Annotated in this window: 14 protein-coding genes and 1 pseudogene; 12 read left to right on the forward strand and 3 right to left on the reverse strand. The window is 64.1% G+C overall.

The features are described from left to right. The first annotated feature begins 619 nt into the window (after positions 1–619). Positions 620–1,318, forward strand: a complete 699-nt coding sequence (locus tag HT579_08585; protein ID QKS28957.1) for a DUF4239 domain-containing protein — start codon at positions 620–622, stop codon at positions 1,316–1,318. A gap of 411 nt (positions 1,319–1,729) precedes the next feature. Here the strand turns inward: HT579_08585 and HT579_08590 are convergent, their stop codons facing one another. Further along, positions 1,730–2,440: an RES family NAD+ phosphorylase gene (locus HT579_08590; protein QKS28958.1), complete on the reverse strand. Its 711-nt coding sequence runs from the start codon at positions 2,438–2,440 to the stop codon at positions 1,730–1,732. Next, a complete protein-coding gene (locus HT579_08595) occupies positions 2,437–2,874 on the reverse strand; it encodes a DUF2384 domain-containing protein (protein ID QKS28959.1) in 438 nt (145 codons plus the stop codon). Before HT579_08595 ends, HT579_08590 begins: the two co-directional genes overlap by 4 nt. 306 nt (positions 2,875–3,180) lie before the next feature. Between HT579_08595 and HT579_08600 the strand changes: the two genes are divergently transcribed. Next, positions 3,181–3,534 carry a hypothetical protein gene (locus tag HT579_08600; protein ID QKS31576.1) on the forward strand — a complete coding sequence of 118 codons (354 nt, stop codon included), beginning with the start codon at positions 3,181–3,183 and terminating at the stop codon, positions 3,532–3,534. A gap of 690 nt (positions 3,535–4,224) precedes the next feature. On the opposite strand, the gene HT579_08605 is transcribed toward HT579_08600, so the two are convergent. After that, positions 4,225–4,776, reverse strand: coding sequence for a YaeQ family protein (locus tag HT579_08605; protein ID QKS28960.1), 552 nt, complete (start codon positions 4,774–4,776; stop codon positions 4,225–4,227). Between the two features lie 283 nt (positions 4,777–5,059). On the opposite strand from HT579_08605, the gene HT579_08610 reads away from it, so the two are divergent. From HT579_08610 to HT579_08655, 10 genes and pseudogenes are all read left to right on the forward strand, one after another. After that, positions 5,060–6,661, forward strand: coding sequence for a DUF4062 domain-containing protein (locus HT579_08610; protein ID QKS28961.1), 1,602 nt, complete (start codon positions 5,060–5,062; stop codon positions 6,659–6,661). An 812-nt stretch (positions 6,662–7,473) separates the two neighbouring features. Continuing rightward, a pseudogene (locus HT579_08615) lies at positions 7,474–8,235 on the forward strand (formylglycine-generating enzyme family protein). Positions 8,236–8,313: 78 nt separating this feature from the next. Then, positions 8,314–9,594 (forward strand): AAA family ATPase, encoded by a 1,281-nt coding sequence (locus tag HT579_08620; protein ID QKS31577.1) that lies wholly within the window; start codon positions 8,314–8,316, stop codon positions 9,592–9,594. A gap of 25 nt (positions 9,595–9,619) precedes the next feature. Next, entirely contained in the window at positions 9,620–10,207 is a 588-nt protein-coding gene (locus HT579_08625; GenBank protein ID QKS28962.1) for a hypothetical protein, read from the forward strand. Positions 10,208–10,261: 54 nt separating this feature from the next. Further along, positions 10,262–13,015 carry a DEAD/DEAH box helicase family protein gene (locus HT579_08630; GenBank protein ID QKS28963.1) on the forward strand — a complete coding sequence of 918 codons (2,754 nt, stop codon included), beginning with the start codon at positions 10,262–10,264 and terminating at the stop codon, positions 13,013–13,015. Between the two features lie 9 nt (positions 13,016–13,024). Then, the gene (locus HT579_08635) at positions 13,025–15,520 is read left to right on the forward strand and encodes an N-6 DNA methylase (GenBank protein ID QKS28964.1); all 2,496 of its coding nucleotides are present in this window, start codon (positions 13,025–13,027) and stop codon (positions 15,518–15,520) included. Positions 15,521–15,555: 35 nt separating this feature from the next. Further along, positions 15,556–17,172 carry a restriction endonuclease subunit S gene (locus HT579_08640; GenBank protein ID QKS28965.1) on the forward strand — a complete coding sequence of 539 codons (1,617 nt, stop codon included), beginning with the start codon at positions 15,556–15,558 and terminating at the stop codon, positions 17,170–17,172. Between the two features lie 50 nt (positions 17,173–17,222). Further along, the gene (locus HT579_08645) at positions 17,223–19,148 is read left to right on the forward strand and encodes an AAA family ATPase (GenBank protein QKS28966.1); all 1,926 of its coding nucleotides are present in this window, start codon (positions 17,223–17,225) and stop codon (positions 19,146–19,148) included. Next, positions 19,129–20,211: an HNH endonuclease gene (locus HT579_08650; protein QKS28967.1), complete on the forward strand. Its 1,083-nt coding sequence runs from the start codon at positions 19,129–19,131 to the stop codon at positions 20,209–20,211. Before HT579_08645 ends, HT579_08650 begins: the two co-directional genes overlap by 20 nt. Positions 20,212–20,363: 152 nt before the next feature. Beyond that, positions 20,364–21,440: an IS630 family transposase gene (locus tag HT579_08655; protein ID QKS31578.1), complete on the forward strand. Its 1,077-nt coding sequence runs from the start codon at positions 20,364–20,366 to the stop codon at positions 21,438–21,440. The last annotated feature ends 18 nt before the right edge of the window (positions 21,441–21,458 follow it).

Below are 21,458 nucleotides of genomic sequence, written 5' to 3' on the forward strand. Positions count from 1 at the left end.
CTGCTGCTCGCGCGGATCCATGAGGTCTTTCCGCTCGTCTTTCCACACGGCGCAGGCGAGATGCGAATCAGCGCCGTCATCACTGGAGGCACTGGGCGGGCCGAAGTCGGAGGACTTTGCAGGGGCTCCCGGGTCCCAGTTCCACCTTGACTCAGCCATTGACGGTGCTTGTTGGGGGCTCATATACTTTGCTTGGTGCCGTCGAACTTCCAGTCCTTCGGCCTCGACCGCTGCCCCGGCGTGATCACCAGGCCGGGGCGCAAGCTGGAAAGTGCGGGCATCGTCGACAGGCCGTGTCTTTTTCCGACCGCCAAGGGCGGCAGCGCAACCGGCTGGGCGTTCTACGACAGCAACCGGAAGAAGCTCGCGCCGAAGGCATTCGTCTTCGGCGTCAGCAACCCGGCGCTGGGGCAGTGCGTCACTTTCGCCGGCATCCCGATCACCGAGGGCCGGTCGCCGCATCCGCTGGAGGGCCTGACGACCGACGATCGCGTCGGTCGCCCCGGCGTGCAGGCGGATCGCGTTTCTGGAGCGCTGCAACCGAGAGGAGTCCCGCATGCATCCGTCCGTCATCGGCATTGTCGTCCTGGCCTTTACCTTCGCTGGCGTCCAGCTCGGCATGCGGTTGCGCAGCAGACTGCCCGACCAGCATCTGTCCGGGGACGCCCGCGACACCATCAAGCTGGGCATCGGCCTGGTGGCGACGGTGACCGCGCTGGTGCTGGGACTGCTCACGGCGTCGGCCAAGAGCAACTTCGATGCCATGGATGCGAACGTCAAGCATGCGGCGGCCGGCTTGCTGTCGCTCGACCGCACCCTCGCGCGCTACGGCCCTGAGGCCACGGAGATCCGCCGGCAACTGCAGGAGGCGGTGGCGCAGCGGGTCGACAGCGTCTGGCAGGCGGGGCGTTCGGGCAAGGGCGCAGTCGACCCCTCGCACTCGATGCAGGCGATCGAGCACATCTCCAGCGAGATACACCGGCTCGCGCCCGCGACCGACGAGCAGCGGGCGCTGAAGACGCGCGCCGTGGCCGCGGCGGAGTCCCTGCTCGACGCGCGCTGGGTCGTCGTCGCGGGGACTGCCGCGCCGGTTCCCGTTGTTTTCCTGACTGTGCTCGTGGTCTGGCTGACGGTGACGTTCACCACCTTCGGCATGCTCGCGCCGCGCAGCCGGACCATCTTGCTCGTGCTTTTCGTCTGCTCGCTGTCGGTCTCGGGGGCCATCTTCCTCGTGCTGGAGATGAGTTCGCCCTTCGACGGCCTGATCTCGGTGTCGTCGGCGCCGATGGATTACGCGCTCTCGCACATGAACAGGTAGGCCCGGCGCGCGTACGGGGCAGCGACCGCGGGTCGAGAACGCGCGCTCGCCGTGCCGCTTGCCCGGGGCGTGGGGATCCGCGTGTACGCGGTTCTTTTCCAATACTCGCCACGAACGTCGGCATGTACCAAATCTCGGCGTGCCAGTGGGCGCTGACGCTACCGATCCAGCTGCGCCTGCTGCTCGCGCCACAGCCGAGGCTGGTGGCGCCGGTGTAACCGGTCGTTCACCGAGTCATCAGGTGCATGCCTGGTTGGCGAGAACGCGTGCGCCCCCGCTCCGGGAGATGCAGGGCGCCAGCCTGGGCAAGGCCGATCGCCAGGCTGAATCGGTGCCTGTCGAGCAGCGTTGGTCGTGTGGTTGGCGGCGGCTCTCAGGCCGTGGCCGGGTTGACATCCCGGGTCGAATGTTTCACGAGTCTCGTGTTTCCTGGCCGTCCAGCCTCTCCACCCGGGGTTGCCGGCTGCCCGCCCAGATCAGGCGAAAAGACGCGGCGCGGCGCGGGTTGCCGACCAGCGCCGGCCGGAAGCAGGCGAGGTTGGTGCCGCCGGCGCGGCGTACGCTCGGGTAGATGATTCCCAGCGAGCCGGCGTCGAGCAGTCGCGCCGCGAGACTCTGCGAAGCGACATAGCTGCCGGGGTCGAGGCAGGCGGAAAAAGCCGGCGCGTCGCGCAAGTCGTGGAACTCGCTGCTGAAGTCGGCGAGCAGTTCCTGGTAGTTGACACTGTCGTCGAAGCGGCCGATTTCCTCGTACTCGACGGTCTTGTGGAAAATGATCTCGGCGAGGGCCGTTTCCCGTTCGAAAGCGCAATACCAGGCGCCGCGCTCGCCGTCGTTGAAGCGGCTGCCCTCGGGGCGCGGGTAGGTGAAGGCGGCATTGACGATGCGGAAGTTCGGCACCCCGAAAACCAGTTCGTCGACGCCGATTCCCGGCAGCCCGCCACGCTCGCCGATCAGTCTCTCGTTGGTGGCGTTGTCGAGTTCGAACAGGTCGCGCAGGTGGTCGAGGTTGTCGGCGATTGCGCTCAGCACCGAATCCTCGCGCTCGGCAAAGCGCGAAGGAATCAGCCGGACCGCATCGATCCGGCGCAGGCGCGCCAGGGGCGGCTCGGGCGGGCTCATATGCCGCCGCGCCGCGCTTCGAGCAGTTTGCGAACCATCTGCATCGCCAGCAGGCCGCCGCCCAGCATGAAAGCGAGCGGCGAGCGGCCGGCAAAGATCCGGTTGCCGTTCGGCAGGCTGACCCACTCGTCGGCCAGCTTGTCGCCGTAGAGGATGTGCAGGGACTTGTAGATGCCGATCAGGTAGGAGATGCGCGTGATCCGATCGACTTCGAGCAGCCGGTCGGGGTTCTTCTTCCACTCGTAGAAGGCACTGCTCGACAGGCCGCCGAGCAGCTCGCGCGCGTCGTCGTCGCGCAGCCGCCAGGCAGCGGCCAGATTGAAGAAGCCCTGCAGCGCCGACTTCGACAGACGCTCGCGCTCGGCGCGCGAATTGAGATCGACGAGAGCCGCCGGTTCGAAGCGGCTGGCGGGGTAGGCATAGGCGAGGTTCATCAGACGACTCCTTTTCCGGACAGTTTACACTCCGGTTTCGTGATTGCAAGGCGAATTGGTGGCTGCCGGGGTGCCGCAGCGCCGCCGGTATCCGTGATCGTCGCGGGCCGGGGCTGGCCGTGCGGCGACGAAAGGTGGTAGAAGAACGTCTGGCGATGGCGCAACGCGACTTGCGCAACCGTTCCCGCTCTGGCACGCCCTGATGACAGTCGTCATGCGGGGAAGGGCGCCGACGGAGCCTGGACACGTCGCGCGAATCGCCGCGCAAGGATGACTTCGATGAAAACTCCGTCCCGCTTGCTCGCGTTGTTTTTCCTGAGCACGGTCGTGCAGGCCGCGGATGCCTTCCGCAAGCACATCCTGGAGACCGAGAACCACCTCGTCGAGATCACCGTTCATTGTCCGCAGGGCGAGGTTAGGTGTGCGCGGGTCGGTTACAGGGGCATTGACAGGAAGACCGGCGCGGCGCTCGAGTTGCGCGGCGAAACGATGCATACCATCTGTCGCGACGGGGTGACGCCCTGTCGCTTTCTCGGCTACCGCTTCCCCAATGGCAAGACCCACTACTTCGTCTGGGAAGACGGGGACGGCGAGCAAGGCACGCTGGAAGTCCGAACGGGTAGCAAGATCCTGCTGATGGAGCGTGGCACATGGAAATGAATCCGGAAGCGGATTCGATCCGGCCGCTGCAGCCGTCGCCGGATGCGCGGCAGGATCTGGTCTCGCCGCTTCGCCATTGGAGGAGGCCACGTGCGGCGGCAGCGCGACGATCCGGTCGCGGCCGTAGCGCGCCGTCGGTCCTCAGCCAGCGGTCGGCCGGCGGACAACGGCTGCAGCCCTCCGCGCAGAGTTCGACCAGCGCCGCCGTATGCGGCCGGCCCCAGCTCTCGCAGGCAGCCGGCGGGGCGGCGTGCGCGGCAGCCGCGGGAGCGAGGGCGGAGAGCAGCAGCAGAGCAAGAGCGATGGATCGTGGCACGCGGGTCTCCGCGACATCGGTGGCGCTTAGTCGCCGGGCGATGGGGAATCGTTGCCGAAGCGTCGACCGGGCCTCGACACGACCCTGCGCGTTCCCCGCAATCGGTGTCGAACCGTTGTTCTCCACTTGCATGCGCGGCTGCCTCGAGCCCGGAGCCGGCGATCGCCGCGCCGGGAGAGACCATTGTCTTCGTTCGTCGCACGGTGGCGCCAGCAGGGTGGCCGACCGCACATGCTTGCCGGCATGATCGCCGTGGGCTACCGGGCAGCGAATTGCAGTTGCGGCGTTAGGCTGCTCTCGGTACGCGGACGCGGCGCTGGCGATGCGCGGTCTGTCGGTTGCGGCCGGGATGGGAGCGGTGCGGCCGCTGCAGCCTACCGTGGACTGGCCGAGAACAAGACCATCGGCGTCAGTTCGATCTGCTGTCTTTCATTGCCCAACCAGACCACACCTTCCTGAACGGTGCACTCCAGGTGCATGTTGCGTTCCGCCAGGCGCGCCAGGACCTGGCTGTCACCGGCACCGAGCGAGAGTACCCGCAGGTTGCTCAGTGTCACCAACTTCGCGCAGTTCTGTCGCCACCAGAGGTCGGCAGCCCTCCCACCGTAGCTGACGACAACCACCTTTCGAGCGCTGTTGCAGGCGCGGCGGATCGCCCTTTCAGTCGGTAACCCGACGTCGATCCAGCACTCCACATGGCCCGTCGCATCGATATCCCAGAGGTCTGCCTCATCGTCGGTATACAGGCCACGCCCGAAGATCAGCGTTGGCGAAGCGTGCAGGATGAAAGCCAGAAGCCGGATCATCATCCGCTCGTCGGTCTCGGACGGGTGGCGGGCGAGCGTCAAGCCATAGTCTGAAAAGTGTCCTCGATCCAGGTCGGCAAGCTGTAGCTCGGCCTTGAAGATGGTCGATTTGATGGCCATGCGAGAGCCCGCCAAAGTCCGGAGTATCGCACGCCGGCGGGATTCGGGCAGGTGGCGCCTGATCATCGAATCCACGGCCATCGCGTACGGGCGATTCTCGGCGATCTCGGGCTGTGACGCGCCTGCGTAGTGGCGCGGCGGCGGCATGAGCGCCGCGCTCACGACCCTGCCGCTCCAAACTGGAGCACTCGCCGCCGCCGCGCACAGAGAACCTCCGCGCTCAAGCATCGGCGCTGCCACGGAGCGGGAAGGGTTTCAGCCGGCGTTCCACGGCCACGGGCGCGTGCTCTTCATCGATTCCCCTGCAGGCAGGACTGTGTGGCTACCTCACCCGGCAGCGCCCGCTCATCTCGTGGGCCACGAGCAAGCCGACGGATCATGTGCTGCCAACCCGGACCCCTGGCCTGCTTCCTGCGCCTTTCGGCAGTGGCTTGGAGCGGACCTCGATCAGCGGCCATCATTACGAACCGCCCGACAGCTACCCGAACCACTCTCGCAGCCGATGCCGCACGAAAGCGAAATCGCCGAGGTCAAGCAGGTCTTCCTCAGCGCGACTGCGCAGGACTGCCGCCAGTACCGTGAAGCGGTGCGCGACGTCGTGCAGGACAACGTGCCGCAGGGCAAGGTCTTCCTGCAGGAGAACTGGGCCGAAGGAGGGCAGTTCGTGGTCGATGTCTGCCGGCAACGGGTGCGGACCTGCGACGCGTACATGGGGCTGTTCGGCCACCGCTACGGCTGGCAGCCGCCCGGTTACACGCGCTCGATCACCGAACTCGAGTTTCTCTGGGCGCGCGAGCGATGGCCGCAGCGCGTGGCGCCGATCTTCATCCTATTGCCGGAAAAAGGCAGCGAGGCGGACAGGCAGTTGCACGATTGGGCGGCGCCGTACATTGAGCAGGAGTGTTCGGACGACGCGGCGCGCTGCCGGCACGACCAGGCGCAACTGGCCATCCTGAAGTCGGTCGGCGACTGGGCGGCCGACGGCCGCATGCTGACCTTCTACGGCAACCGGCGGCAGCTCGAAGGCAAGGCGCTGTCGACGATCCAGAACTGGACCATGGATCTGCTCCGCCAGGCGCTGGCGGGCCGCCGCCGAGCGGCCGGCGACATTCCGGCGGACGAACTCGGACGCCTCGGATGGCCAGCGCGAGTTCGCCGAGTTCCTCTGCCGCTGCGACGAGTGGGACGACTGCGCACCGCCGCTGTGCGGGCAGCCGGCCGAGCTCGACAACGTCGCCTCGCTGATCTGCTGGACCTGCGGGCAGTTGCAGCAGCCTCTGCTCGGCAACGCGAGCATCGACGCGTTGGCCGAGGTGCTCGCCGCGCGTTTCGAGGAGTGTGGCTCGCTGGTTTTCGTCCAGCGCAGCGCCGGTCGCGACGCAGAGCTGCTCTGGCTCTGCGTGCAGGCGATGGAGCGCCGCGCCAGCTGCGCCGGCGACCTGCGGCTCGCCGAGTTCCTCGTCATCCAGCTCTGGGTCGCGCTCGCCTTTCTCGAACCGGCGAGCGCCGCGCAGGCTTTCGCCGACGCGCTCTGCCAGGCCGGCGACGCGCCGGCAGCCGCGCTCCTGCGCCTCGGCGGGCTGACCTCGGCGATCGAAATGCCGCTCGCCAGCGAGCAGACGCTGCTCGCCCACGCCAGGGCGATGGACGCGCTTGTCAGTGGCGACGACGAGCGAGCGCAGGAGCCGGAGCCGGCTGCGGGCGCGGCCGCGCCAGCGCAGCCGCGCAGGACTTGCGGCGTGCTGCTTGCTGCCAGGAAGCCCGACGGCGAAGTCGAGCGCGGAGTGCCGGGGCGGCTCGATCTGGTCTTCGCGATGATCCGCGATGCCCTCGGCGAGCTTGGATTGGACTGCCTGCGGCTCGACCCGCTTGTCGTCGCCGGTGAACGGGTACGCGCGCTCTACGAAAACCTGCTCGCCGCCGATCTCGTCGTCTGCGACCTGTCGGCGAGCGACCCGGGCATTGCCTGCCTGATTGGCGTCTGGTGGGCGCTGCGGCCGTCGGGTACGCTGGTGATCGCCGAGCACGCTTACCGCGCAACCGTCGGCAACCTCGCCGAGCGGCTGTTGCGCTACCAGCCGCAGGATGACGGAATCGCCGGCGCTGCGCGCGCACGCTTCGTCGATCGGCTGCGGTCGATCGACGGCGAGGGTGATGTTCGCTACCTGCGCAGCGAGGTCCATGCCGATGGTTCGCTGCTGCCGCCCGGGCCAGCGGACTCGGGTGCCGTGGTCGCCGGCAGCGCCGGCGCCGAAATCGAGCGGATCAAGGGGCCGCGCGGGCGATGCCTCGTCGTGCAGGCTTTCGGGCGGTTCTCCGCATGGCGCACCGCGCGGACCTACGGGCTTGACGAGTCGTACCCGATCATCGCAGAGGCGGTCGCCAGCCTTGGTCTCGAGTGCCTGCGCTTCGACACCGGCGAGTCGCGAGTCATCGACGGCTCGATGTTCCGGCTGCTGCACGAAGCGGAAGTGGTGATCGCCGACCTGTCCTGCCGGCTCGAGGATGTCTTCCTGGCATTGGGTATCCGCTTCGGTCTCTGCCCGGCGCGGACGATCCTGGTCGCTGCCGATGGTCCGTTTCGAGCCGCTGGACACGTCTCGAGGCATTGCCGATCCGGCAGGTTTCCGCTCCGGCCTGGCGACCGGCGCAGTCGACAGCTCGGTCTACCTCGCCCTGCCGACGCTGCGTCCGCCGATGAGGAAGGGCGAAGCGGCCGTCGAGGAATGGGCGGGCGGCGACGGGGGCACCGATGTTCCGTGGGCGAGCGCGACCGGCAGCGACGAGTACGGGCGCTGGGCCGAGATCGACGTTGCCGGCGTCCGCCAGCGCTTCCGCTGGATCGCGCCGGGGAGTTTCGTGATGGGGTCGCCGGGCAGCGAGGCGCAGCGCTTCGATGACGAGGTGCAGCACCGGGTCACGCTGACCCGTGGCTTCTGGCTTGCCGATACGGCCTGCACGCAGGCGTTGTGGCAGGCGGTGATGGGCGGCAATCCCAGCACGTGCGCCGATGATCCGCGCAATCCGGTCGCGAACGTCAGTGGGCAGGACGTGCAGTCGTTCATCGTGTCACTCAACCGCCGCATTCCCGGGTTGCACGCGCGGCTGCCGAGCGAAGCCGAATGGGAATGCGCGTGTCGCGCCGGGACGACGACGCCTTTTTCGTTTGGCGAGAACATCTGGCCCAAGCAGGTCAACTACGATGGCGGTTACCCTTACGCCGGGGGCAAGAAGGGGCTCTATCGGCAACGTACCGTCCCGGTCGGCTTGCTGCCGCCGAACCCGTGGGGTCTCGACGAGATGCACGGAAACGTCCGGGAGTGGTGCGCCGATTGGTACGGTCCGTACCCAGCTGGCGAACAGATCGATCCGCGTGGTCCGCGGGCAGGTGGCGAGCGCGTGTTGCGCGGCGGCTCGTGGCTCGACTTCGGCGGGAGCGTGCGTTCCGCCGTCCGGCGCAATCGCTGTGGCTCGAAACTGCAAAGCCTCATATACTTTCGGCACTCCCCCTTGTCCTCTGGCCTTGGTCACGCCTCGATGTTCTCGCACATTCAGACGCGTCATTTCCGCAGCCTCAAGGCCGTCGATCAACGACTGGGCCCGATGCAGGCATTGGTTGGCCCGAACGCCAGCGGCAAGACGACGTTTCTCGATGTCATCGGCTTGCTCAGCGATCTGGTCCGTCGCCGAGGCGACGTCCGTGAGACCATTCTGTCGCGCAGTGCCAGCTTTCACCAATTGATCTGGCAGGGGCCGGGCGAGGACTCGCGGCAACGCGCAGCCTTCCAGCTTGCTGTCGAGGCGCCCATACCCGCTGCCGTTCGTCTTCGCATGGCCGAGGACAAGCTGCGGTATACGCTGGTACGGTACGAGTTGGAGATTGGGCTGGACGTGGCAAACAATGAACTGGGGCTCAACCACGAGACCCTCTGGTTGCGCACACCCGACGAAGAGCGGCGGCCGCTGCAGCGGGACATGTTTCCGCTGGTGCCCGTCGACGCGCCGACGATTCTCGTGGCCAAAGGGCGACCGGGGTGCAAAGTGGTGATGAAGAAGACGCCCGGAGGCAACGACAACTATTACACGGAAGGAGCGAAGTCCTACGCACCCTCGTTTCGGCTGGGGCGCAGCAAACTGGCTCTGGCGCACATTCCGGCTGACGAGGCGAGCTTTCCAGTCAGTTCCTGGTTTCGGGATCTGCTTGAAACCGGCGTGCGCAAGATGGTGCTCAACAGCCAGATCATTCGTCAACCGAGCCCACCAGGACTGGGCCTGGAGTTCCAGACCAACGGCTCCAACCTGCCATGGGTGATCGCCGAACTGCGCCGCGAGCCGCAGCGCTTTGCGGATTGGTTGGATCACGTACGTACGGCGCTCGAAGACATTGCCGACATCGATACGGTCGAGCGCCAAGAGGATCGGCACCGCTACCTGGTCATCAAGTACGCCAATGGTGCGGAGGTCCCTTCGTGGCTGGCTTCCGACGGTACGCTGCGGCTCTTGGCCTTGACGATTCCAGCGTACCTGAAGGATCTCGATGGCGTCTTCCTGATCGAAGAACCGGAAAACGGCATACACCCGCGCGCCATCGAGACCGTCATCCAGTCACTATCGTCGATCTACGATGGCCAGGTGCTGATTGCCACGCACAGTCCTGTCGCACTGAACATGCTCGACCCGGCACAGGTCCTTTGCTTCGCCAAGGACCGGTCGGGAGCGACGGATATCGTTGCCGGCGACCGTCATCCGGCCCTGCAGCAATGGAAGCAGGGGCAGCCGGACCTCGGTGTGCTGTTTGCTGCCGGTATTCTGAGCTGAGTCCGCGTTGCAGGACCTCGTAGCGTTGGTGGCCGACAAGAACATGCAGTTTGCTCTGCAGGGTGCCCTGGCTCGTCCGCAGGCCCTGGGCATTCGCTCCTTGACGTACGCCATTCGCCCACACATGGGGCGCGACGGGGGTGTCCGGACCACCGGCGCAGACGTGCTGGCCTGCGATGCCGGCCGTTTTCGGCACGCACTGATGATGCTGGATTTTCAAGGCTGTGGGCAGGAACACGAGACCCCACTGACTCTGGAAGCCAGGCTGGACGAGCAACTGCAGCGGGTCTGGGGCGCGCGCGCCAAAGCGATCGCGATCTCACCGGAAGTCGATATCTGGCTGTGGGGAGCCGACAACGCACTGCACGAGGTTTTTCAATGGCAGAAGGCCACCTCAATTCGCGACTGGCTGCATGCCCAGGGCTTTGATTTCGATGCCCAAGGCAAGCCGCGGCAACCGAAAGAGGCGATGGAAGCGGTTTGCCGCAAGCAAAGGCTGCCCCGCTCTTCGGCCATCTACGAAAAGATCACCGGTCGTATCAGCCTTCAGCATTGCACCGATCCGACGTTCCAACGCTTGCGGAGGCAACTCGTTACCTGGTTCGGGCACTGATTTCAACCGGCCTTGGTGTTAGTCTGTCCGCTCACCTCTGATCGCCATTCACCAATGCAAACCGAGCGCCAAACCCGCCAGGAACAGATCGACCGCCAACTGGGGCGCGCCGGATGGGCGTTCGGCAGCCGTCGTTTGATCACCGAATTCCTTGTCCCGATGCCGTCCGGCATCCGCGAGCCCGGCGCCGGCGAGCGCCGAACCGTCGAGTTCGCTGACTATGCCCTGCTCGATCGCTTGGGCCGGCCCCTGGCAATCGTTGAAGCCAAGCGTTCCAGCCGCGACCCGCTGGAGGGCGAGCGGCAGGCAGCCGACTACGCCGAAGCCATTCGCCAGAAGTCCGGGAGCGATCCGTTCGTGTTTCTGGCCAATGGCAACGAAATCTGGTTCTGGCATCGCAAGCTCTATCCACCCCGCAAGGTGAGCGGCTTCTTCACCGAAGACGATCTCCTTCGTCTGGCCCATCTCGACCGCTTTGGCACTCCGCTTGCCGGCCAGATGCCGTCGACACGAATCATCGATCGCTCGTACCAAATCGAAGCGGTCAAGACGATCGCCGAGGGGATCGAGCAGGCGCGCCGCCGCTTTCTGATGGTCTTGGCGACCGGAACGGGCAAGACCCGTGTCGCAGTCGCGCTCATCGAGTTGCTGCAGCGACGCGAGCGCATTCAGCGCGTCCTGTTCCTCGCCGATCGACGCGAACTCGTCAAGCAGGCGCTCGGCGCCTTCAAGGAGCATCTGCCCGGCGCGCCGCGCGCCTGGATCGAGGGCGGCACCATTGACAGGGACGCCCAGATTCATTTCGCCACCTATCCCGGCATGATGTCGCTCTACCAGCAGTTGTCGCCCGGCTACTACGACCTGATCGTCGCAGACGAAAGCCACCGTTCGATCTACAGTCGCTACAAGTCAATCCTCGACCATTTCGACGCCATCACCCTCGGCCTGACCGCCACACCCACGGACTTTCTCGACCACAACACCTTCGATCTGTTCGACTGTCGCGATGACTCGCCGAGCTTCTATTACGGCTACGACGAGGCGGTTCGTGACCGCTGCCTGGTTCCCTACCGGCCGGTGCACGTCGCGCGCACGACTTTTCAGGTCGAAGGGTTGCAGCCCGGCGACCTGCCCGAGGAAGTCAAGCAGCAGGTTCGCGAACAAGGCATCGACCCAGATCAGTTCTCATTCGAGGGCTCGGACCTCGAACGCTGCGTGACGAATAGTGGCACCAACGACGCCATCGTCCGCGAGTTCATGGACAACGCGATCAAGGACGCGGTCGGCACGCTGCCCGCCAAGTCGATCATCTTTGCCGTCTCCCACAAGCATGCCCTCGAGATCTACAAGAGCTTCAATCGACTCTACCCGGACCTGCAACGCAGAGGGTTGGCAAGAGTGATCGACAGTCAGATGGAGCGCGCCGACAAGACGCTGGACGATTTCAAGAACCGGGGCTTCCCGCGTGTCGCCATCTCGGTCGACATGCTCGACACCGGAATCGATGTGCCGCCCATCCGCAACCTGGTCTTTGCCAAGCCGGTATTCAGCAAGGTCAAGTTCTGGCAGATGCTCGGCCGTGGCACCCGCCCCTGGACCGACCCCTTGAACGGGCTGAAGAAAGAGGATTTCCTGGTCATCGACCACTGGGACAATTTCGACTACTTCCAGGTGAACAAGGACGGCAGCGCGGCATCAGTCTCAGAACCTTTGCCGACACGACTCTTCCGCCTGCGGCTGGAAAAGCTCCAGATCCTGGCCGGGCGCTCCGAAACCGAGCCGGTTTCCTTTACACGCAAGCAGTTGCAGGATCTCGTCGGCACCTTGCCGCTGGAGAACATCAACGTCGCCCCACACGCGGACGAGATTCGCGCCCTGGCCACGACAGAAGCGCCGTGGCGCGAGCTGACCGACGAGCGCGTGACGCACCTGTCGCAGACGATCGCGCCGCTGCTACGCTTTTCTGTCGCCGGCTCCTACGCCGAACTGCAATTCGAGAACCAGACCGAGCAACTTGCCCTTGCCCATCTGCGTGCAGACGCCGGCGAGGTGCAGAGACTGCGGGTGAACATCAGCGAGAACCTTGCCCTGTTGCCGACCGAGATCCCGGAAGTTCGGGCACACCTCGCCGCCCTGACCGCCACGCGCAGCGACGCCTTCTGGGCGAAGCTCTCGTTTACAGGCATCATGGAATTGCAGCAGACCTTCGCGCCGCTGATGCGCTTCCGCAACCGCCGGCCGCCCGGGACGATGGTTCGGCTTTCGCTGCCCGATGCGATTCAAAGGCGACACTGGATTCTCTTCGGCCCGTCCGGCGAGGGCGCTTTTGCCGAGACCTACCGGGCGCAGGTCGAAGCGCTCGTCAAGGACCTCGCCGGCGACAACCCCGCACTGCAACGACTGAAGAAGGGACAGGAGCTGACGCCCGATGACTATGCCGCCATCGCCGCGGCACTGGAAGGGCCGGACCTGTTCATTACCGAAGATCGACTGCGCGAAGCCTACGGCCAGCCCAGGGCTTCGCTGGTGGACTTCCTGCGCCACATCCTGAAAGTCTCGATGCTGCCCAGCCGGGAGGAAACGATCGCCAGTGCCTTCGACGACTGGGTCCGCGAACATCCCCGCCTCTCCGCGACGCAACTCATGTTCATCCGCACCGTGCGCAAGGCCGTCCTGCAGAAAGCCAGAGTCTCTTCGCTGGACGCCCTGCGCAAGCCGCCGTTTTCGGCCATTGGCGATCCGGCTACACTTTTCCCAGAGGCGGAGCTGAACGAACTCTTCGCTCTCGTCGACGCCATCGCCGCCTAAGGAACCCTGATGCTTTCTCCGCAGCTGCGCCGCAAGGTGCACGACCTCTGGTCGCTTTTCTGGTCTTCGGGGCTTTCCAACCCGCTGGTCGCCATCGAGCAGATCACTTATCTGCTCTTCATCCGCCAGCTGGAGGGACTCGATCGCGACCGTGTCGGCGCCGGCAAGACCTCGATCTACGCGCGCTGCGCTGCCGATCCGCAGGAAGATGTCGACTACGAGAAATGTCGGTGGTCGTACATCCGACAGACCCCCTCATTTCCGCTGCTCAACGACAGCGTCTTTCCCTGGCTGCGCCGCCTGGAACAGCGCGTGGGCCAGGCGCTGAATGGCGACACAACGCTGGGCAAAATCTCGGGCCGACTCGGCGATGCCTACTTCGTCCTCGACGTCAACAAGACCGACACCCTCAAGCGTGCCGTCAGCCTGATCGACGAGTTGTTCAAGCACCTGGACACGCGTTCGGCCAACTCAGACATCATGGGCGATATCTTTGAGTACCTGCTCGAAGAGGTCAAGGAGTCTGGAAAGAACGGCCAGTTCCGCACGCCGCGGCATCTCATCCGTTTCATGGTCGAACTGCTCGACCCCGATCCGGGCAAGACCGTTCTCGATCCGGCCTGCGGTTCCGGCGGCTTCCTGCTCAACACCATTCTGCACTGGAAGGCTGAGCACACGGATCGCGAGGTGTTACGCCTCGAATGGGACGGCACGCCGCATGACGTTCTTCCGGTCTGGCCGGACGGCGCCGACTTCGATTTCAGTCCGCTGTTCCGCGGCTACGACAACGACCGCACGATGGTCCGGATCGCCTGGATGAACCTCATCCTGCACGCTCTCGAGTCGCCCGAGGTGCATCAGCTCGACTCGCTGAGCAAGCGCCTGCCCGATACCGAGAGTGGCACCTACGACTACATCCTGGCCAATCCACCGTTCACTGGCAGCGTTGACGAAGGGGATCTCAGCGAGAACCGCCAGCGTTTTCCGCGTGATGGCAAGGGCAAGTCGGCGATCACGACCAAGAGCGAGCTGCTCTTCGTCTGGCTGATGCTCGATCTGCTGAAGATCGGCGGTCGCGTCGCGGTGATCGTTCCCGACGGGGTGCTCTTCGGCTCGACCAACGCCCACCGCGCACTGCGCCGGCAACTGCTGTTCGAGAACACGCTCGAGGCCGTTGTCTCGCTGCCGGCCAACATGTTCCAACCCTACTCGGGCGTCAAGACCTCCATCCTCGTTTTCCAGAAGGCCGGAGAAACGGTGTCGCCGAGCGCCGAACCGCGCACGCGCGAGGTCTGGTTCTACGAGGTCGCCGACGAGGCCTTCTCTCTCGATCAGAAGCGCAAGGCGCTTTACGGCCAGGACAACGATCTCTGGGACGCGCTGGTGAAATTCCGTGCATGGTCCCGCTATCGCAAGGGAGAGGCCGAGGACAACACCGGCGACACCCTTGTCGCCCTGCGAGCCGCCGCCACCGCGACCGACTACCATCAGCCCGACTACTGGGAGGAACGGTGGCGCAGCGTGGACGACGAGTTCCTGAAGGTTTTCCCCGACAAGGCCGGCGAGAAGGGCCGCACCTGGCCATTGCACGAACTGTGGCCAGAGGACTTTCCCTTCGACCCGAGCGACCGGCGGGGAGCGCGTCAGTACGACGACGTGGTGCTCGCCCGCGTCCGGCCGCGCTTCGAGGATGTCTGTCAGCGACTCGTCGAGCAGACCGTCAAGCACGCTTACGCCACCGCCCGGCAGCCGGAGGTCGAAAAGGCCTTGGCAACGGCCGATAAGAACGTCAGAGCCGTTGCCAATCAGCTCACCAAACGCGTCCGTGACGGCGCAATCCTCGACCGGGAGTTCGATCAGTTCGGGCAGAACGCACTGAAGACGGTGTTCAAGGAGCTGTCCGTCAAGGTCGCGGGCTGGGTCGCGGCGATTGCCCTTCCCGACGGACAGACCCGGGAATCCATCGCCGAACCCGAGGTCGACCAGGTCGTTGAGACCCTCGCGCCGCTGCTGGTGGAGTTTGCCAAACTCGATGGTTACAACGTCTGGCGCAAGGGCATCGACGCCAGGCATCGCGAAGGCAAGCTGGCGCCTTCCGATGCCGGCGAACCGACACGGCAGCCGACGCTGTCGAGCTGGATCGTCCCAGTGCGCCAGTGGGCCGAGCTGGAGAGCTGGGGTGAGGATCCGGAGACGGGAGAAGTCATCGCCAGACCCACGCACCAGGACGAATCGCTCGACCCCGAATACCTCGCCTGGCTGCGCGATGTGCTGAAGGTTTTCGACGATGACGCCACCGTTCGGAAAGAGCACCTCGACCGCCTCGACCCGGACTGCCTCGAAGCGCTGGACTTCAACCTTTCGGCCGGGCGTCACAAACCATTCGTCTTCGACGCCGGGCAGCACCGACCTCCGGCCGAGTTGATCGGTGAGCTGCAGGCGATTCACGCGGAGGTGAAGGAGCGGCTTGGAAGATTGCTGACGATGGTGGCAGGTGGGCAATGATAAGTCACGTGTATTGCCTACCTTCCACTTGGCCATTGGTCCATCTCAAGGACGTATCGACTGTGCGTTACGGTAATGCACTTCCTGAACGCTTGCGTAACGAGAAAGGCGACATTCCTGTAATTGGCTCTGCAGGGGAGTCTGGGTTTCATGATCTTGCGTACCACCATAAACCCTCAATCGTCATAGGACGAAAGGGGTCCGTTGGGTCAGTGACTTACGTGGCAGTTCCGTTTTGGCCTATTGATACAGTTTTCTTCCTTGATGACGTCTCGCCCTACCTGGACCTTCGGTTCCTCGCGGCCGTTTTGAAGTATTTTGGCCTCGATCGGTACAAGATCGTGGTTGGCGTGCCGGGAATCACTCGAAGTGACTTGGAAAGATTTCAATTCCCAATGCCGCCCTTAACGGAGCAGCGCCGAATAGTGGAGATTCTGCACGAGGCCGAGCAGATCCGTCGTCTGCGCGCCGAAGCCGAGACCGCAACCGCGGCTCTCTCGTCCGCTATATTCGACGACATCTTCTGTTCGCCGTCAGCCTGGAAGGGGGGGCCAAGGCTCGGTGACCTCGTTCGAATCGTTGGCGGTGGGACGCCGAGCAAGAGTGTCGAGCACTTCTATTCAGGCGCTATTCCTTGGGCAACTTCCAAAGACATCAAGAAACGGTACCTTGACGACACCGAGGATCATGTGACCGAGGAAGCAGTTCAATCGAGTGCAACAAACATCGTTCCAGCCAAGACCGTACTGGTCGTTGTGAAAAGCAAGATACTGGCCCACTCGCTGCCGATGGCGATCACTGATGTTCCCATGTGCTTCGGGCAAGACCTCAAGGGACTCATTCCGAATCCCGGCGTTACACCTGAATTCATAGTGCATGCCCTGCAAGCACAGGCTCGGCGGATCTTGTCGCGCGCACGGGGAGCAAATACGGAAGGGCTTACCCTGGAGGCGCTCAGGTCGTTGACGGTACCGGATCCCGCAACTCCTTCGATGCAGCGGTTTGCAAGCGCATGCGAAGAGATTAGGGCCTTGGGGACGGCCGCTCTCGCTGGAAACCGATTGCAGTCGCTGACGTCAGCGTCCCTCTTGGCCCACATCTTCTCCGGCCAGATCACCACGGCTTGGCGAAAAGGGCATCGGGACCAGCTTACGCTGGAAGCCGGCGAACGTGACGCCTGCCTTCGGCAAGCTGGGGCGGCGTTGCCACGTCTCCAGTCTGAAACTATTGAGGACTGGGACAGATTTCTTCAACTTCCCACCGAGGGCATCTACGCCGAACTTAACCGCGAACAACGGCAACTCCTGCGCGACATAGAGCGCATGGTCGGCGGCGTTTTGTATGCACGGTACTTCTCCGCCCGGCAGCTTGGTGGATACTCTCTGGCCCACGGGCCGCTACGCCGGAACCCGCACCTGATCGAGGGGCATCTGGCCGTTTTGGCAGCGCGCGGCCTGATCATTCCTGTCAGCCGCGAAGAGCAGACCGAAGACACGGGCGAATTTGTGTTTGGCAACGCTTATCGCCTGCCCCTGATGCATTACGAACCCGCCGAGGGTGTCAGCGGCGAGGTGGTTGCCGGCGATTCATCCCGGCTGCGCGAGCTGGACCGCCTGGCGGCGCTGCTCGAAAGGGAGCGTCTGCTGCCGTGAGATTGCGCTACCTCCATCTCCCGCGCTGCGGCCCCTTGACGGATACCTGCGTGGTTTTCGACCGTGAGGACCTCGTCGCCAGGGCATTGGATCTGCCGCGCAAGGGCTCGCTGAACTTCCTGGTGGGCGTCAACGGCACGGGCAAGTCCTCGCTACTGCGGGCGCTCTATCGCATCTTTCGTTCCCTCAACCTCGGTCAGTGGCCCGAATTGCCGGTGACGCTCGCCTGGGATCGGGCAGCAAGCGGAGAACTGGTCACCGCACTGCTGCACTGGAGCCCTTCGCTGGATGCCACGCCGTTCTTCACGACGATGACGCAGGTACCCGTTACCGCGAGGCTGGGCGACTGGCAGGAGATCACCGAGGCGCTGGGCAAGAAGCAACCCCATCCTCTGGCTCAGACCCTCGATCTGATGACCGGACCCGAGGCCATCGCAAGCTCGCTGCTCTTTGCCCGGTTGCCGAAACGGCTGATCGCCTACACTTCGGGCGCGCACGACCTATGGGCGCGACTCGAGCAGCCAGAGTTTCACGCCCGAGACGAAGACCAAGGGCGCTACCAGGTCGACGACGAGCGCCCGCAGGGCTGGAACATGGATCGGGAGTGGGAAGAGGAGCAACCGATCCGCCTCTCTACGGTGATGACACGCTACGCGCTAAGAGCGAGTGGTACGCTCGAAACGCTTGTTGGCTGTGGCCAGGTCGGACACTTCAGCCAGGACACCGCGGAGCAATTGAGTGCGGAACTCGCACCCCTCGAAGCCATTCGGCAGAAATTGTTCAGCAACCGGGTAGCACGCAGCGAACGCCTGGATGAGTCGTACTTCCGCATCGAGCCTCGGCATCTGCGCTTTGCCGGCCTGACGCTGGCGCTGTGGCAAGCCGCCAGGGACCTGTCGGGTCGTAACCAGGAGCAAGCGCGGGAAGAATTGCGGCGCGAGCTGATGATCCGGCACCGATCCGACCCAGAGCCAAGCGATGCGCGCGGGGTGTTGAACGAGATCGACTGGTTCTGGCCCACGCACCTGAGCGTCACCTACCGCGACGCTGACGACCGCGTCAGCGCGCGCCAGCACCAGGAACTCCTGGGCCTGGTTGCGCTGGCGGACAAAGTCATCGCGCAGCCCGGCGGCAGGCAGCGCGCGGTGATTTCCCTCGGGCCGTCGGAGAACATCGATCTCAGCACGCGATTGAAGGATGCCTTCCCTTTCGGCATCCCGAGCAGAGACATCGAATTTATCGCCGAACGTGTGGACGCCTGCAGGACCGGCGCAGAGGCCGTGCTCAGGATCTTCAGTGCCGACAGTGAGATCGACTCGACGCCGATGGACGTTTTCTCTCGCTTGCGCGACTGGGAGCGCACGGGTTTGCTCGAAGACATCACGTTGACCGTGAAACGGCTTCATCGTCCGCAGTCGCCTGACGGCGAAGCCGACGACGTCGTCGTGACCTACGATCAGCTAAGCGACGGCGAGCAGATGCTGCTCGGTCGAATCGGCCTGCTGTTCCTCCTGCGTGGTCAGGACGGGTCGCTGCTGCTGCTCGACGAGCCGGAAACGCACTTCAACGACGTCTGGAAGCGCGAGATCGTGGACATGATCGACCGTGGACTGCTGAACTCGACCGAAGCGCAGGTGCTGGTCGCCACGCACACCAGCATCGTGCTCACCGATGCGTTCGCCGCAGAAGTGACGGTCCTCGACACGAACGACGGCGAGACCACCGCGCGAGGCGTCGCAGGCGGCCTGTTCGGCACCGATCCCGGCGAGGTGGCGATGAACCTGTTCCGGTCGGAAAGCAGTGTAGGAAGCCGCGCCCTTGCCCTGCTCGATCAACTCCTGTGGGCCGACTGGCAAGGCCGTGAGAAGGAACTGGACGAAATCCTGAAAGTGCTTGGCAGCAGTTTCCACCGCGCGGAGCTGCGAGCGATTCTGAAACACCTGCGAAACCAGGGCGATGGCGCTGCACCCGGTTAGGTTGCCAAGGAGTGCAGCGCATCTCTTCCGGGTTGTCGTCCTCCAGAAGAAGCTGCTGAAGGCACTCTGCGAGCCGACGCTGAAAGCGGCAACCATTGATCTCGTTTGGTTGCAGGGCGTCTGGCGGAAGGTGGACCCGGAGTGGGTGCGCCGCTTCTGCCTCGGTGGCCAGAAGTCCCCTTTGCAACCGCTCGTAGCCATGACCGGATCGCCGCTGACCGCCCGACGGGCCTTGTACGAAGAATTCTGCAGGCAGAACCGAGTGGGAAGAACTTTTCATGCCGGCGGCGACTTTCGCGACATTCGCACACTCAACGACATGGATCCGGAGCTTGCTGACGCAGCCAGGGACTTCTTCAAGCGTTGCTACGAGCGCTTGAGCCACGACGATGCGAAGCAATGGCCCGGTTACCAGTTTCCTGGAAGCCGATTGATTTCGAACCGCTCCTACAAGAAGGATTTCACGTCCACCCCGCCGACCAGTGCCGTTTGCCCGTATTGCGACGGCGAAATCGGCACTCCAAAGCTCGATCACTATCTCTGCAAGAACCACTTTCCCTTGCTTGCCTGCTCTCCCTGGAATCTGGTGCCCGTTTGCTCTTCGTGCAACGAACTGGGCGCCAAGGGCGATCGCCTTGCGGTGACGCACGGCTCCCCGAATCCGATGATCGACTGGCTGCACCCTTTCTTCCGCGCCGCTTCGGCAGCGGTGGAGATCCGTTTGAGTGGTGCTCCCAACGCTTCAATTCCGAGCCTTTATTCGCCCAGTGCGGCGGAACAGAATCGGCTGAACAATCACAGCGCGCTAATCCATACGCTCACCGATCGGTGGACGAAACGGGCCAGTGCTTTCTTCGACGGTCTCGTCAATGAAGTGCAGCGAAGGAGCACCGCAGGGCGAACGGCCGATGTCTTGGTCAGTGAGCGGCTGGACGACTTCTTGGCGCAACGTGGGAGAGAGCCTTCCTCATTGATCCGCGCGGCGGTCTGCCAAGCCGTGCTCGATCGCCGAACCGGCTACTTTGAGGAGTTGAGCGACTCGAATCCTGTGACTTTGGCCTAGAGTTGGTGGACAAACAAGAACGCCACGTAATGGAGGCGAGAAGGGCCGCGATGGCAGCCGGTCCACGTGCCTAGTGTAGTGTCTCTATATTGCATTTACATTTCTGTTGATTTGTGTATCCTTCAAGCATTAGTTACGTGGAGGAGAGACGGATGCGCAGGACGCCCATCGTGCTGGAGCCGGAAGAAGTGAGTGAACTGCAGAGAAGGATGCGCGCCAGCACGGTGGCCGTGCGCGACCGGCAGCGCGCGCAGATCATCCTGCTGGCAGCGGAGGGGCGGACCCAGGAAGCCATTGGCGCGGTAGTGGGCGTGACGCGGGTGACGGTGAATCACTGGTGCCGACGTTTTGCATGCAAGCGCCTGGCGGGATTGGCGGATGCCTCGGGGCGAGGCCGCAAATCGACGTTGCCGACTGCGGCGGTGCAAAGGATCCTGGATACGGTCGCTCGGCCACCGGAGACGGTCGGCCGCTGGAGTTGTCGCAGCATGGCGAGGGCAGCCGGCGTCTCGCCGGCGAGCGTGCAGCGCCTGTGGGCGGCGAACGACATCAAGCCGCACTTGACCCGCACCTTCAAAGTCTCGAAGGATGCGCGCTTCGAAGAGAAGTTCTGGGACGTGATCGGCTTGTATCTCGATCCTCCCGAGAAGGCTTTGGTGCTGTGCTGTGATGAAAAGTCCCAATGCCAGGCGCTGGAGCGTACGCAACCCGGGTTGCCCCTGGGTATCGGCCACATCAAGACCGCCACCCATGACTACATCCGTCACGGAACCCTCACCCTGTTCGCCGCTCTCGACTATCTGGAAGGCAAGCTGATCACGACCATCGCCGAAAAGCACAGTCATGTCGAGTGGCTGGCCTTTCTCCAGAAGATCGACCAGGAGACCCCCAAGGACCTGGCCATCCATCTGATTGCCGACAACTACGCCACCCACAAGCACGCCGAGGTCAAGGACTGGCTCCACAAGCATCCCCGCTTCCATATGCATTTCACGCCGACTTCGTCCTCTTGGCTCAATCTGGTGGAGCGCTTCTTCCGTGATGTTTCGCAACGCATCACGCAGGGGAGCTTCTATTCGGTCAAGGAACTCGCCAACACCATCATCGCCTTCCTGGCCGAGAGAAACGCTCAACCCAAGCGATACGTCTGGCGGGCCACAGGCGAGGACATCCTGCGCAAGATTCAGCGCACCCGCGAGGCGATGATGAGCCAGTCAGCCCCAGCTTAGATGCTTAGACATTTTAGA

The sequence above is a fragment of the Candidatus Accumulibacter similis genome, assembly GCA_013347225.1.
Lineage (GTDB): Bacteria > Pseudomonadota > Gammaproteobacteria > Burkholderiales > Rhodocyclaceae > Accumulibacter > Accumulibacter similis.

What these genes read in the sequence shown, in the direction of transcription:
- HT579_08585 (QKS28957.1), top strand. Translation starts at nt 620, where the DNA reads ATGCGGTTGCGCAGCAGACTGCCCGACCAGCATCTGTCCGGGGACGCC.
- HT579_08590 (QKS28958.1), bottom strand. Translation starts at nt 2,440, where the DNA reads ATGAGCCCGCCCGAGCCGCCCCTGGCGCGCCTGCGCCGGATCGATGCG.
- HT579_08595 (QKS28959.1), bottom strand. Translation starts at nt 2,874, where the DNA reads ATGAACCTCGCCTATGCCTACCCCGCCAGCCGCTTCGAACCGGCGGCT.
- HT579_08605 (QKS28960.1), bottom strand. Translation starts at nt 4,776, where the DNA reads ATGGCCATCAAATCGACCATCTTCAAGGCCGAGCTACAGCTTGCCGAC.
- HT579_08620 (QKS31577.1), top strand. Translation starts at nt 8,314, where the DNA reads ATGTTCTCGCACATTCAGACGCGTCATTTCCGCAGCCTCAAGGCCGTC.
- HT579_08630 (QKS28963.1), top strand. Translation starts at nt 10,262, where the DNA reads ATGCAAACCGAGCGCCAAACCCGCCAGGAACAGATCGACCGCCAACTG.
- HT579_08635 (QKS28964.1), top strand. Translation starts at nt 13,025, where the DNA reads ATGCTTTCTCCGCAGCTGCGCCGCAAGGTGCACGACCTCTGGTCGCTT.
- HT579_08650 (QKS28967.1), top strand. Translation starts at nt 19,129, where the DNA reads ATGGCGCTGCACCCGGTTAGGTTGCCAAGGAGTGCAGCGCATCTCTTC.
- HT579_08655 (QKS31578.1), top strand. Translation starts at nt 20,364, where the DNA reads ATGCGCAGGACGCCCATCGTGCTGGAGCCGGAAGAAGTGAGTGAACTG.